The 13,816-nt window shown below is 68.7% G+C and carries 9 protein-coding genes; 5 read left to right on the top strand and 4 right to left on the bottom strand.

All coding sequences use genetic code 11. From position 1 onward, the window contains the following. Positions 1–3: 3 nt before the first annotated feature. The gene (gene mfd, locus AC1DRO_RS07985) at positions 4–3,675 is read right to left on the bottom strand and encodes a transcription-repair coupling factor (RefSeq protein WP_476950443.1); all 3,672 of its coding nucleotides are present in this window, start codon (positions 3,673–3,675) and stop codon (positions 4–6) included. A 247-nt stretch (positions 3,676–3,922) separates the two neighbouring features. On the opposite strand from mfd, the gene AC1DRO_RS07980 reads away from it, so the two are divergent. The 5 genes from AC1DRO_RS07980 to AC1DRO_RS07960 all read left to right on the top strand — a co-directional run bounded on the left by AC1DRO_RS07980 (position 3,923) and on the right by AC1DRO_RS07960 (position 8,141). Next, positions 3,923–5,488 carry an SDR family oxidoreductase gene (locus tag AC1DRO_RS07980; RefSeq protein ID WP_476950442.1) on the top strand — a complete coding sequence of 522 codons (1,566 nt, stop codon included), beginning with the start codon at positions 3,923–3,925 and terminating at the stop codon, positions 5,486–5,488. Positions 5,489–5,535: 47 nt separating this feature from the next. Then, the gene (locus AC1DRO_RS07975; RefSeq protein ID WP_476950441.1) at positions 5,536–6,033 is read left to right on the top strand and encodes a DUF2505 domain-containing protein; all 498 of its coding nucleotides are present in this window, start codon (positions 5,536–5,538) and stop codon (positions 6,031–6,033) included. Between the two features lie 4 nt (positions 6,034–6,037). After that, the gene (locus AC1DRO_RS07970) at positions 6,038–6,259 is read left to right on the top strand and encodes an SCO4848 family membrane protein (RefSeq protein ID WP_476950440.1); all 222 of its coding nucleotides are present in this window, start codon (positions 6,038–6,040) and stop codon (positions 6,257–6,259) included. A gap of 96 nt (positions 6,260–6,355) precedes the next feature. After that, positions 6,356–6,799: a VanZ family protein gene (locus tag AC1DRO_RS07965; RefSeq protein WP_476950439.1), complete on the top strand. Its 444-nt coding sequence runs from the start codon at positions 6,356–6,358 to the stop codon at positions 6,797–6,799. Between the two features lie 28 nt (positions 6,800–6,827). Beyond that, on the top strand, positions 6,828–8,141 hold the full coding sequence (locus AC1DRO_RS07960) for a UDP-glucose dehydrogenase family protein (protein WP_476950438.1): 1,314 nt from the start codon (positions 6,828–6,830) through the stop codon (positions 8,139–8,141). A 10-nt stretch (positions 8,142–8,151) separates the two neighbouring features. Here AC1DRO_RS07960 and sufU read toward each other — a convergent pair whose 3' ends face one another. From sufU to AC1DRO_RS07945, 3 genes are all read right to left on the bottom strand, one after another. Beyond that, positions 8,152–8,607, bottom strand: a complete 456-nt coding sequence (gene sufU / locus AC1DRO_RS07955) for a Fe-S cluster assembly sulfur transfer protein SufU (RefSeq protein ID WP_476950437.1) — start codon at positions 8,605–8,607, stop codon at positions 8,152–8,154. A gap of 11 nt (positions 8,608–8,618) precedes the next feature. After that, complete coding sequence (locus tag AC1DRO_RS07950; protein ID WP_476950436.1) at positions 8,619–9,926, bottom strand: aminotransferase class V-fold PLP-dependent enzyme; 1,308 nt, start codon at positions 9,924–9,926, stop codon at positions 8,619–8,621. A 1,126-nt stretch (positions 9,927–11,052) separates the two neighbouring features. Further along, complete coding sequence (locus tag AC1DRO_RS07945) at positions 11,053–13,776, bottom strand: helix-turn-helix transcriptional regulator (RefSeq protein WP_476950435.1); 2,724 nt, start codon at positions 13,774–13,776, stop codon at positions 11,053–11,055. Positions 13,777–13,816: the final 40 nt, after the last annotated feature.

Raw genomic sequence — 13,816 nt, 5'->3', positions numbered from 1 at the left:
CTTTTATTTCACCGCCGGTGTGGCAGAGACAGGGGCGTCGGAGAAGATGTTGCGGATCACGCCGTTGGCCCACTCCAGGATCTCGGCGTCCTGCAGGTCCCGGCCGCCGATCCTGGCGGTCTTAGGTTTCGGTACGAGCACGGCGTCCAGGGCCGGCTTCGCCTGCGCGCCCGGGTACATCCGGGTCAGGCGCATGAGCTTGGACTCGGGCAGCTGCGCCGGGGAGAACTTGATGAAGTTGCCCTGCAGCGCGACGTCGGACAATCCGGCCTCGCGGGCGCCCACCCGGAACCGGGCGACCTCGATCAGGTTGGTGGCCGGCAGTGGCAGTTCGCCGTAGCGGTCCACGAGTTCCGCGAGGACCTCCTCGATCGCCTCGTAGGTGATGGCGCTGGCGAGTTTGCGGTAAGCCTCCAGGCGCAGCCGTTCGCCCGGCACGTAGTCGTGCGGCAGGTGCGCGTTGACCGGCAGTTCGATCTTCATTTCGGCGGCCTTCTCCTCCGCCTCGCCCCGGTATTCGGCCACGGCCTCGCCGACCAGCCGGATGTAGAGGTCGAAGCCGACGCCCTGGATGTGGCCGGACTGCTCGCCGCCGAGCAAGTTGCCGGCGCCGCGGATCTCCAGGTCCTTCATGGCCAACTGCATGCCGGCGCCGAGCTCGTTGTGCGTCGCGACGGCCTTGAGCCGTTCCAGCGCCACCTCGCCCAGCGGCTTTTCCGAAGGGTAGAGGAAGTAGGCGTAGGCGCGTTCACGGCCTCGTCCTACACGTCCGCGCAGCTGGTGCAGCTGGGAGAGGCCGTACTTGTCCGCGCCGTCCACGATCAGGGTGTTGGCGTTGGAGATGTCCAGGCCGGTCTCGATGATGGTGGTGCAAACCAGGACGTCGAAGCGCTTTTCCCAGAAGTCCACGATGATCTGTTCCAGCCGGCTCTCGGACATCTGCCCGTGCGCCACCTCCACCCGGGCCTCCGGGACAAGTTCGCGGATCTTCGCCGCGGTGCGGTCGATCGTAGACACCCGGTTGTGGACGAAGAACACCTGGCCTTCGCGCATCAGCTCACGGCGGATCGCGGCGGAAGTCTGCTTGTCCGTGTACGGGCCCACGTACGTCAGAACGGGGTGCCGTTCCTCCGGCGGGGTGGCCAGGGTGGAGGTTTCGCGGATGCCGGTCAGGGACATTTCCAGGGTGCGCGGAATCGGGGTGGCGCTCATGGCCAGGACGTCGACGTTGGTGCGCATCTTCTTCAGCGCTTCCTTGTGTTCGACGCCGAAACGCTGCTCCTCGTCCACGATCACCAGGCCGAGGTCCTTGAAGCCGAAGTCCTTGGACAGCAGCCGGTGCGTGCCGATCACGACGTCCACGGAACCGGCCTTGACGCCGTCGGCGGTTTCCTTGGCCTCCTTGCCGGTCTGGAAGCGGGACAGCGGCTTGACGACGAGGGGGAAGCCGGAAAACCGTTCGGTGAACGTCTCGTAGTGCTGCTGGGCGAGCAGCGTGGTGGGCACCAGCACGGCGACCTGCTTGCCGTCCTGGACCGCCTTAAACGCGGCCCGGACAGCGATCTCTGTCTTGCCGTAGCCGACGTCGCCCGAGATCAACCGGTCCATCGGGATCTCCCGCTCCATGTCGGCCTTGACCTCGTTGATGGTGGTCAGCTGGTCCGGGGTCTCCACGTATGGGAAGGCCTCCTCCAGTTCCCGCTGCCACGGGGTGTCCGGGCCGAAGGCGTAGCCGCGGGAGGCCATCCGGGCCGAGTACAGCCGGATCAGCTCGCCGGCGATCTCCTTGACCGCCTTGCGGGCCTTGGACTTTGTGCTCGCCCAGTCCGCGCCGCCCATCTTGCTCAGCGCCGGAGTGTCGCCGCCCACGTACCGGGTGACCTGGTCCAGCTGGTCGGTGGGCACGAAGAGCCGGTCGCCCGGGGCCCCGCGCTTGGACGGGGCGTACTCCAGAACCAGGTATTCGCGCATGCCCTCGCCGCCACCGGCAACCTTGCGCTGGATCAGTTCCACGAACCGTCCGATGCCGTGCTGTTCGTGCACCACAGAGTCCCCGGCCACGAGCTGCAGCGGATCCACGGCATTCCGCCGCTTGGACGGCATCCGGCGCATGTCCTTCGTGGAACCGGCCGAGGTCCGGCCCAGCAGGTCGGCCTCGGTCAGCAGCGCCAGCTTGAGCGGATCCAGGACAAAACCGCGGCCGACGGCGGCGGTGGTCACCTCGATCAGCCCGGCCTGCGGATCGGCCTCGAGCGTGTCCACCCGCGCGCACGGGATGTCGTTGTCGTGGAAGAGTTCGGCGAGGCGCTGCGCCGGGCCCGGGCCCTCGGTGACCACGACGATCCGCCACTGGTCCCGGACGCGGGAGCCGATGAAGTCCATCATTTCCGCCACGTCGCCCTGGTAGCCGCGGGGTTCCCGGGCGTGCAGGTTCAGCACGTCGACGTCGGGCAGCAGCTCCTCGTCGCTGGCCAGTGATGTGATGGACCACCAGGAGACGCCGTGCTCGAGGGCGGCGGTGCGGGTTTCGGTCAGCGAACGGAAGCTGGCCGAGTGCAGGGCAACGGATGCCGCGGAAGTTAAATCGAGGGGTGCGGTGCCGCCGTCGGACGCCGTGGACCAGGCGGCCTCGAGGAATTCCTCGTTCGTGGCGGCGAGGTCGTGGGCCCGGGTGCGGACCTTCTCCGGCTCGATCACCACCGCGATGGAACCCGCCGGGAGCTGGTCCAGGAACGGCACCATGGCGTCCACCAGCACGGGGGCCAGCGATTCCATGCCCTCGACGGCGATGCCGCCGGCGATTTTCTCCAGCATGTCCGCGGCGGCCGGGAGCTGGGACTTCAGGGTGGCGGCGCGGGACATGACGGAGGGTGTGATCAGGATTTCGCGGCACGGCGGGGCATGGAGTTCGGTGGGATGGTGCAGGCCGGGTGCGGTCAGCGAGCGCTGGTCGGCGACGGCGAACCAGCGCATCTGGTCCACCTCGTCACCAAAGAACTCGACCCGGATGGGGTGGTCCTCGGTGGGCGGGAAGACGTCCAGCATGCCGCCGCGGACGGCGAATTCGCCGCGGCGGGTCACCATGTCCACCCGGGCGTACGCGGCGTCGGCCAGGCTCTTGACGACACCGCTGAAGGGGGCCTCCTGGCCGACTTTCAAGGTCACCGGAACCAGTTCGCCGAGGCCGGCGACGATCGGCTGCACGACGGCGCGGACGGGGGCCACCACCACGCGCAGCGCACCGGCGGTGGCCGATTCGGGGTGCGCGAGCCGCCGCAGCACAGACAGCCGCCGGCCCACGGTGTCCGAGCGCGGGGAGAGCCGCTCATGCGGCAGCGTCTCCCAGCTGGGGAACTCCGCGATCGTCTCGGCCGGCAGGAAGGCGCGCAAGGCCTCGGTCAGGTCCTCGGCCTCGCGGCCGGTCGCGGTGACGGCCAGGACCACGGGCACTCCCCGGCCAGCCCCTGCAGAGCCGGTTTCGTTTCCCGCCAGGGCCGCGAGTCCGTCCGCCATTTCCGCGAGCAGCGTGGACCGCATTCCGGCCGGGGCACTGATCTGGTAATCCTCGCTGCGGGCCGCGAACCCGCGGGCGGCCTCGGCCTGGATCCGGGCGTAGTTCCGGTCTTCGGCGAGGACACGGCGCAAACCGGTGAGAGAGGGGCCGTTGAGGCTCATAGCTGTTGCTCCTGATGGGATCACGGGGTGCAGGCAACACGAATAGCCGAAATTCGCGAGAATCCCGGGCCCTCCAAGCCTACCGCGGAGCCTCGGGGCCCGCCGACGGGCCCGGCCGGCGGGACCTGCCCGGGGCGCCGCCGACGGGGCTAGGCTGGCTTCAGGAGCGGGCGGCCCATCCAACGCGGGCCGCGCACCGAATGGCTTGGTAGGCCACCCGCCAACTGCTGGCAGACAAGGAGTCACCATGAACGCCACAACCGCAACCCCCGAACCCGCTGGAACTCCTGTTCCAGCCCCGCAGGCAGCCACCGCAAAGGCCGCATCCCCTAAGACCGTGCTCGTCACCGGGGCCACCGGCTACATCGGCGGCCGGCTTGTCCCCCGGCTCCTGGAAGCCGGGCACAGGGTCAAAGTCGTGGTCCGCACCCCGGCCAAGATCGCCGGCGTGCCCTGGCTGGACGACGTCGAGGTGATCCACAGCAGCCTCGACGACGGGGACGCCCTGCAGGCGGCGCTCGACGGCGTCGACGTCCTGTACTACCTGGTCCATTCCATGGCGGCCGGGGCCGGGTTCGAGGCCAAGGAAAAGACGATGGCCGGGACGGCCGCCCGGGCCGCGGCCGCCGCCGGAGTGGACAGGATCGTCTACCTCGGCGGCCTGCACCCGGCCGGGGCTGAACTGTCCACTCACATGCGCTCCCGCGAGGCGGTGGGGAAGGTGTTCCTGGACAGCCCGGTGGACGCGTTGGTGTTCCAGGCCGGCGTCGTGATCGGCTCGGGCTCGGCGTCGTTCGAAATGATCCGGCATTTGTCCGAGACGCTGCCGCTGATGCCCGCCCCGAGCTGGGTGCGCAACAAGATCGAGGCGATCGCGGTCCGTGACGTCCTGTACTACCTCGTGGCGGCGGCGTCGCTGGAAGGACCCATCAACCGGACCTTCGACATCGGCTGCCGTCAGGTGCTCAGTTACGCCGGAATGATGCAGGAATACGCCGCCGAGGCCCGCCTGCCGCACCGGGTGGTGCTGGCGCTGCCGGTGCCGGCCCCCAAACTGGCCGGTCTGTGGGTGGCACTGACCACCCCCATCCCGCTCTCCATGTCCCTGCCGCTCGTCGAATCACTCCAGCACGACGCCGTCGCCGCCGAACACGACATCGACGCGTACATCCCTGCGCCGGAGGGCGGCCTGACCCCCTACCGGCGGGCCGTGGCCCTCGCCCTGGGCAAGGAACGCGACGGCCAGGTGGAGACCACGTGGGCCAGCGCCGGCGTCGACGCCGATCCCCTGCCGAGCGACCCGGACTGGTCCGGCCACGCCGTGTACGTGGACGAGCGCAGCTTCCAAAGCGATGTGGACCCCAAATATGTGTGGACCATCATCGAAGGAATCGGCGGCCGGAACGGCTGGTACTCCCTGCCACTGGCCTGGCAGGTGCGCGGCTGGCTGGACAAGCTCACCGGCGGGGCGGGGCTGCTGCGCGGCCGCCGGCACCCGCACCTGCTGGCCGAGGGCGAGGTGGTGGACTGGTGGCGGGTCGAGCGGATCGACCGTGGCCGGTTGCTGCGGCTGCGGGCCGAAATGCGGGCCCCGGGCCGGGCCTGGCTCGAACTTTCGGTGGAGCCGGAGGGGACGGGCAGCCGCTACCGCCAGCGCGCCATCTTCTTCCCCAAGGGCCTGAGCGGCCGCCTCTACTGGCTCGCAGTGCTGCCGTTCCACAGCGTCATCTTTCCCGCCATGTCGCGGAATATCACGGCCGCCGCCCGGGATCTGGAAAACCTCGAATCGGAGCCAGCCCGCCACACCACGTAGGATGTTGGAGCCCGAAACGTCCACTTCCACATCATGGAGGACCCCCTATGGCCCTGAGTGCATCCACCACCGTTCCGCACAGCGTCGACCGCGTCACCGCGGTTTTCGTCAATGAAGACTTCCTGCGCCACACGAGCGAACTCGTCGGCGGCACCCTGGAATCCTTCGCCATCGACGGTGACACCGCCGGCGCTTTCAACACCACCACCGTGCGGACCATCCCCACCACCCGGATGCCCGACATTGCCCGGAAATTTGTTGGCGAAAGTCTGAAGGTGACCCAGCTGGAGGCCTGGGAGGCCCCCGCCGCCGACGGCTCCCGGCAGAGCAAGATCTCCCTGAAGGTCTCCGGCGCCCCGCTGGACGTGAAGGCTGTCCAGCGTCTCGTGTCCGACGGCGGCAACACCCGGATCGAGCTCGAGGGCGACGTGACCTCCTCGGTGCCGTTCCTTGGCGGCAAGATCGCCGACGCCGCAGAACCGATGGTCGGCAAGGCCCTGAACCTGCAGTCCCAGCAGGCCCAGGCCTGGCTCGAAAGCCACTGACACCGTGGAACTGCCCGCGGTCCTCGCCGTCGTCCTGATCGTCGCCGGCGTCTGGTCCCTGATTGTCTGGCCGCAGTTCCTGCGCCGGGTCATGAAGGATCCGCGTGCCCGTGACGCCAACGGCAAGGCCACGCGCTTCCTGACCGTCCATGTGGTCCTGGTCAGCATCTCCATGCTGCTCGGGGCCGCGACGGCGGCGATTGGCGTGGCCGGGCTGCTCAGCTAGCATCCGGCACACCGGCGGCGGCACGCGCACACTGCGCCTGCCGCCGCCGGCCCGCTTGAATCAGCAAAAAGGTGGACCGCTGAAAGGGGACGCCAGTTGCTACCCCGCTGCGTCGCCATCTGGGGCCTGTGCGCCTGTGTTCCGGTCCTCGGCCTGATTGCCTTCTGGCCGGTGCCCGTTGACCGGGGCGCGGCCACTTACCTCATGCGGTGGCTCCGGCAGCTGCACAGCTGGGGCGTTCCTCCCTGGTTCGACTACGGGGTGGTGGAATTTTCCTCGAACGTGATCCTGTTTGTTCCGCTGGGCGCCCTGGTCGCCATCATCCTGGGCTTGCGGCTCTGGTGGGGCGGGGCCGTTGCCGGGTTCATCCTCGCCGTCGTGATCGAACTCGGCCAGATGGCGTTCCTGCCGGCGCGCTTTCCGTCCGTCGCCGACGTCGCCGCCAACACGATCGGCGCCCTGGCCGGCGCGCTCGCGGCCAGGCTGTTCATGGCACGCCGTGAGGCTGTGCGATCCCGACGTCCACCACGTACCCTGTGAACAGGGCCGACGGGAGGAAATCGGAACTATGCGGATCTCGGTTATTGGTTGCGGTTATCTGGGCGCGGTCCATGCCGCATGCATGGCAAAGCTGGGTCACGACGTCGTCGGAATCGACGTCGACGAACACAAGGTGGCACAGCTTTCAGCAGGCCACGCCCCCTTTTACGAGCCCGTGCTCGACGAACTCTTGTCCCAACTTGAGGAGTCGGGCCGGCTGCGGTTCACCACCGACATGGCGGCCGCCCGCGGCGCCGAGGTCCACTTCATCTGCGTCGGAACGCCGCAGAAACGCGGCGAAAACGGCGCCGACCTGCGCTATGTCGACGCCGCCGTCGCCTCGCTCGCTGAATACGTCTCCCCCGGCGACGTCGTCGCCGGCAAATCCACGGTGCCCGTGGGAACCGCCGCGGGCCTGGCCGAAGTGCTGGCGAACGCAGAGCCCGGAGCCTCGCTGGTCTGGAATCCCGAGTTCCTGCGCGAAGGCCATGCCGTGACAGACACCCTGAACCCGGACCGGTTTGTCTACGGCACGCCGGACGGCAACGAAGACCATCCCGCGGTGGCCGTCCTCGACAGGGTCTACGAGACTCCCCTCGCGGTCGGAACACCCCGGCTGGTGACGGATTACGCCACGGCGGAACTGGTGAAGACGGCAGCCAACTCGTTCCTCGCGACCAAGATTTCCTTCATCAACGCCATGGCCGAGGTCTGCGAAGCCACCGGCGCCGACGTCACCCGGCTGGCCGATGCGATCGGGCTCGACGAGCGGATCGGGCGGAAGTTCCTGAACGCAGGCATCGGATTCGGCGGCGGGTGCCTGCCCAAGGACATCCGTGCCTTCATGGCCCGCGCCGGCGAGCTGGGGGCGGACCAGGCTCTGACCTTCCTGCGGGAAGTGGATGCGATTAACATGCGGCGCCGGACCCGCGTGGTGGAGCTGACACGCGAACTGTGCGGCGGGTCCCTGCTCGGCCAGCGGGTCGCCGTCCTGGGCGCGGCGTTCAAGCCCGAAAGCGACGACGTCCGGGACTCCCCCGCGTTGAGCGCCGCCGCGCAGCTGCAGCTGCAGGGCGCCGTGGTGACGGTCACCGATCCCCAGGCCCTGCCCAACGCCGCCAAGCGCTTCCCCGAACTCCAGCTGGAACCGGACCTGGAGACGACGCTGCACCGGGCCGATGCCGTGCTGCTGCTGACCGAGTGGCAGGCCTACCGGGAGCTGGATCCGCACGCGGCCAAAGCGCTCGTGTCCGCGCCGCGCATCCTGGACGGCCGCAACGTCCTGGACCCTGCCAAGTGGCGGGCGGCCGGCTGGACCTATAAGGGCCTGGGCCGGCCCTGATGTGTTGCCGTCAGGCCGTCAGCGCCTGGCCGAGGGCGTCCTCCGTGGCCACCCAGGAGAGCATGGCGCATTTGACCCGGGCAGCATAACGGGACACGCCCTCAAACGCCGCGGCGTCGCCCAGCACCTCCGGGTCGGCCGGCACCTTGCCGCGCGAGCGCAGCACCTCGCGGAAGCTGTCAATGACGGTGCTGAGTTCCTCGACCGTCATGCCCTCAGCGAGGTCTGTCAGCACGGACGCCGAGGCCATCGAGATCGAGCAGCCGTCGCCGTCCCAGCGCAGCTCGCTGACCTTCCCGCCGGCCACGGACACCCGGACCGTGATTTCGTCGCCGCAGGTCGGATTCAGCTGGTGGGACTGGCCGCAGCTGGCCTCCTTGGGCGCGTCCGCGGCGGCCAGGCCGCTGCCGTGCCGGGCCTTGGCATGTTCGAGGATGATCTGCTGGTAAAGCTGGTCGAGACTCATGGATGTCCGTCCTAGGCTTGGAAGTAGGCACGGACATCGGCGACCGCGTTCAGGAACGCGTCCACATCGTCCGTGGTGTTGTAAAGGTACGTACTGGCGCGCGTCGTCGCCGTCAGCCCGAGCCGGCGGTGCAGGGGCTGGGCACAGTGGTGGCCGACCCGCACGGCGATGCCGCGGCTGTCCAGGAACTGGCCGACGTCGTGCGCATGGACGCCCGCGACGTCGAATGCCGCCAGGCCAATCCGCTCCTGCCCGGCCGCCGGACCCAGCACCCGGATCCCGGGGATGGACTCCAAGCCGCGCACAAGGCGCTGGCCGAGTTCGGCTTCCCAGGCGTGGATGCGGTCCATTCCGGTTTCGCTGAGGTAATTTACCGCCGCGGCGAGTGCCACGGCCTGCGAAATGCGCTGGGTGCCGGCCTCGAAGCGTTGCGGGCTGGGCAGGAAACCCGCCCGTTCCATTGTGACGGTGGTGATCATGGAGCCGCCGGTCAGGAACGGCGGCATCGCGTTGAGCAGCTCCGAGCGGCCATAGAGGGCGCCGATGCCGGTGGGGGCAAGCATCTTGTGGCCGGAGAACACCGCGAAGTCGACGTCGAGCGCCTTGACGTCCAGGGGCAGGTGCGGTGCGGACTGGCAGGCGTCGAGCACCACGAGGGCCCCCGCGGACCGGGCCAGGGCCACCAGGGCGGCCACCGGGTTGATGGTGCCGAGGACGTTTGACGCGTGCGTGAACGCCAGGACGCGGGTGCGCGGGCCGATGATGCCGGCGGCGGCCTCCAGGTCAAGGGCACCGGCGTCGTCGATCGGGACGAACTTCACGACGGCGCCGGTCCGGGCCGCCAGCTCCTGCCAGGGGATCAGGTTGGCGTGGTGCTCCATCTCCGTGACCACGAGCTCGTCGCCCGGGGCCAGGGCGAACCGGGCCGCTTCGGGTCCGGCGCCCGGCAGGGACGCATTGAGGAAGGAGTAGGTGAGCAGGTTCAGGCCCTCCGTGGCGTTGGAGGTCCAGATCAGCTCATCCCACTCCGCCCCGACGAAGTCCGCCACCGTTTCCCGGGCGTTTTCGAACGCCTCGGTGGCCTCGACGGCGAGGTGGTGTGCCCCACGGTGGACCGCGGAGTTCCGCTGTTCATAGAATTCCTGCTCGGCCTCGAGCACGCTGAGCGGGTTCTGCGAGGTGGCACCGGAGTCCAGGTAGACGAGCGGCCTGCCGTTGACGTGCTGCTGCAGAATGGGGAAGTCATTGCGGATCCTCAGGACCTCCTCGTTTCCGAGTACGGCGGCAGAGCGGCGGAGATGGGCTGGGGTGGCAACCATGGCGGAGACTCCTGGATCGGCGTTCGCTGCGGCGTACACCGCGCCGGCCAGGCGGCCAGCGTGCAAAATACGTCACACAGATTAAACCTAATTATCCCACGTTCCTGCAGCCCTCCCGCGCGGCCACCCTGCGGACCCGCACACCGCGGAACGCGCTCACCGCGGAACGCGAGAGGAGGTCCGTGCCTCGGAAGCCGGCTCGAGGGGCCATCGGCTCGCGCGGCGGTGCCCTTCGGCGGCCAAGACCCGGACCGCGACGGGAGCATTGCCCGAGGGCAGCTGCTAGCAACGCCCAGCCAGGGGGTTGGGCTGGTGCTGCCCGAAAATGGCAATCGACGAACGATAGGGGCCGCGGCGATGATCGCAGGGGCCGCGGCTGTCCGTCGCCGGGACCCATTGGCGGGAGCCGTGGGCCGACAGGGGCGCCGGAACATCGGCCGGCTCTCACTGCTTCGGCGCAAGGCCTGCGCGACATGCCGGCGCTTAACGCCAGGGCCGGCGAAGGCTTGCACACAAGACGTCGTCACCCGCCGCTACCCCGTGCGGCGATGCCCGACGGCGCCCGTGTCAGGGTCGCGCTTCTCGATGGCGCGGACCCGCGCGTAGACCGATTAAGGGAGCCGGCGGCGGCTGGGGGGAGAGCCTCGGTCTCAGAAGGCTCTGACGCCGCCGGCTCCGACCTTGGCGCGCGGCTGCCGGTTGAGGCACCGCACGATTCCAATGAAGGAGTTAGTGGGAAAGATTACGGCCCGATCACCTCTAATGGTGGCAGTGGCTGCATCCGCAAGCAAGGAATTTGAGACCACACTTTCCTCGGGCCATGCTTGCGGTTGCTGACCGCCCTCAAGTTCCTCATCTTGAGACCTTTGTGAGCTGGTCGGGTGGAGCTGTTCGGGGTGGTGTTGTTCGGGGTGGTGTTGTTCGGGGTGGTGTTGTTCGTGGTGGTGTTGTTCGTGGGACTGGCTTAAGTCAATCGCCCTAACGGACTCTGCACACGAGTAGCGTTTACCCGACTTCTGACGCCCTACTCGCCATGGCACTACTTGGAGCTACTCCCGCTGTTCCCGCGGGCCACCCGCGCTGTACGCACGCCACAGCAATGTCAGGCCATGCGGGGCCGGGCCGGTCAGGAGGGCAGCGGGCCGAGGTCCAGGAGGTCCGCCCGCCGGCCCACGCCGAGCTTGGCGAAGATCCGGGACAGGTGCCCCTCCACGGTCCGAAGTGACACACAGAGCGCTGTGGCGATCCCGGCGTTCGTGGCCCCGCCCGACACCAGTTCCAGGACTTCGGTCTCACGGGCAGTCAACGGGGTGCCGTAGTCGCTGCGGACGACCTCCAATTGTGACAACATTCCGGCTTCCACTAAGCGGTGATGGACCCGGCGCTGGACCGCGGTAAGCCGCCACCGCTCCGGGTCGTCTGCCAGGATCCGCTCGGCCTGCTGGGCGGCCTCAAGGGCAAGGAGCCCGTGCCCTGCATTGAGCGCGTCGTCGCTGATGCCGATGAGGTCGGACGCATCCGACGCCGACACCGCTCGCGCGTAGGACTCCACCAGCCTGGCCTCCGGGCCGTCGACTGCGCCGCTGCTGAGGGCGAGGGCCTCAGCGCCTGAGGTGTCACCGCCGCGGAGCGCGAGCCGCCTGATATCGGTTTCAACGCCCCGCAGGCTCTCGTGCAGGGCCTCGTCCGCCAGCCGCGCCAAAGCCCCGGCACTGCTCCCTCCGGGCCCTTCTCCGGGCTCAGCCGCCCGGCAGTACGCCTCTGCCAGCAGGTGAAGGGTTTTCGGCTCCCGGTACACCGAGAACCGGTAGGCGAGCACGTGCTGGCTGGCCTCATGGTGGCGTCCGACGGCGCCTGCGGCATAGGCCGCGACGGCGCGCGCAAACGGCAACAGACCTAACGGGTCGGCGATAGAAAGCTCTTCGACACCCAGCCGAAGTTCGGCCAGGCTTTCACGCATCCTGCCCTGGCGCAACCGCGAGTATCCCCGCATGAGGTGCAGCATGCCGCCGCTGTACAGCAGCCGCCCAGGCTCACGGGCCGCGTAATCGTCCAGGACATTTCCGAGCCGGTCCCAGTCGCCGGCCCAGATCAGATTCAGGCAGTGGCGCACCACGAGGTCCTCGTAGACCAAGGGAAGTTCCAGGCTTGCGGTCCGGGCACCGCCCCATGCCTCGCCGTCCAAACGCAGCCCTGCGCGGAGTTGACCTTGGGCGGTCAAGAGTTCGGCGAGGAGGGAAACTGCCGGGACCCGGATTTCGGGATAGGCGCCGGCCGCGGCGATGAGTTCGCGCAGGACGGTTCCAACTGCCACGAACTTGCCGTCCCATGAGTGACTCAGAAGCTCTGTGGCCAGCCCCCCGGCGGCTGTCACGTCCGACGGCTGTCCCGCCGGAGCGCGTCCGGAAAGGTCGGTGCACGTCGCGAAATCCGCAGACAGTGAATCCCGGGCCCGCGATTCCAGGAGCCCTGTTTCGATGGGCAGTTCAAAGGCCGGGGGGTGCGTGCCGGCGTCGGGATGCTGTTGCCGGGCCGGCGTTGCGGACCCGAGCCGGGCTGCCAGGAGGGCAGCCAGGTAGGACGGCCGTCCGGAGGGCACCGGCTGTGCGGACTCCAGACACGCCACAGCGGCCTCGGTGTGCCCCGCGATGAAGTGCGAATAGGCCAGCTGGATCCGGGCCTCGGGGAGGAACCGGGCGTCCCGGATGGCGCCAGCCACCCGGCCCGCGGTCGCAGGGTCCAAGTCCGTGTTCGCGGCAACAGCGGCCTGCAGGAGCTGGATCGGAGGGATCTCTACGCCGCAGTCCATGGACCAGCGCAGCCGGTTGAGGGCCGCTCCCGGCGCCGCGGCCCGTGCCGACGGAAGCGACAACACGCTCGAACGCAGGGCCGAACTGCGGCCGGCCGGGACCCGCTGGCGGATAATCTCGCCAAGGATCGGGCTGGCGGCCCGTACCAGCCGGTCATGTCCCGTGGAGACGGCAATGATGCCCGCGGTGTCCAGGGCATCGACGGCCTTGGGACCACTGATCCGCAGAATCTGGGACAGGGATAGCGGTCCGGCCATGGCAACGATCGTGGCGGCGGTCTTTTCCTCCGGTGTCATGGAGCGCAACTGCCGGTCCACAACGTCGGCGGCCGGAACTTGGGCCATGTCGGGGTTGGTCAGCAGGAACCATACTCCGTGCCGGAGGCCCAAGGCGCCGCTGGCCCGGGCATGCTGGATCAGGGACATCAGCATGAGCGGATTGCCGTCGGCCGCCTTATAGAACAACGCACTGACCCACGGAGAGACGTCGGCCCGCAGGACCTGCTCACACAGTTGGTGGGTTCCGATCCGGCTCAGCGGGTAAAGGTCGAACTTGGAAATTATCCCGTCGTCCCAAAGCGCGAGGAACTCTTCCGGAATCATCGGCCCGGGACGGCAGGCCACGAGGATTCCCGCGGCGCCGGTCGCCGCCGCCTGCGCCAACTGCCGGACGGTCCCATGGTCGAGGCAATGCGCGTCGTCGACCACAAACAGAGGGCGGTCCGCCTCGGATTTCAGGCTGCGCGCCATCGCTTCCACGACGGCTGCGTAGGAGTCGAGTTCCCGGTCAGGAAGCCGGGACAAGTACGGCGCCAGGGCACCGAACGGAACGCTGGCCAGAGCCGAAGTGGCGGTCAGCCGAATCAGGTGGCGGTGGGGCTCGAGTTCGCGGATGGCGGCCTTGAGGACGGCGGTCTTGCCCGCGCCCGCGCCGCCGACGATGAGCGCACCTGATCGGGTGTCGTCACGCAGGCAACGCACCAGGTCCTTGACCAGCGCCGAGCGCTCGATCAGCGCCGAGGTCTCAGCCAGGCTTTCCATCGCCGGTTCTTCCTGCCAGTTTCTGCCCGTCTTGAACAGC

The organism is Arthrobacter sp. P4_F11 (assembly GCF_056401395.1).
The sequence above is the reverse complement of the archived record's forward strand: the minus strand, read 5'-3'. Positions and strand labels throughout refer to the sequence as shown.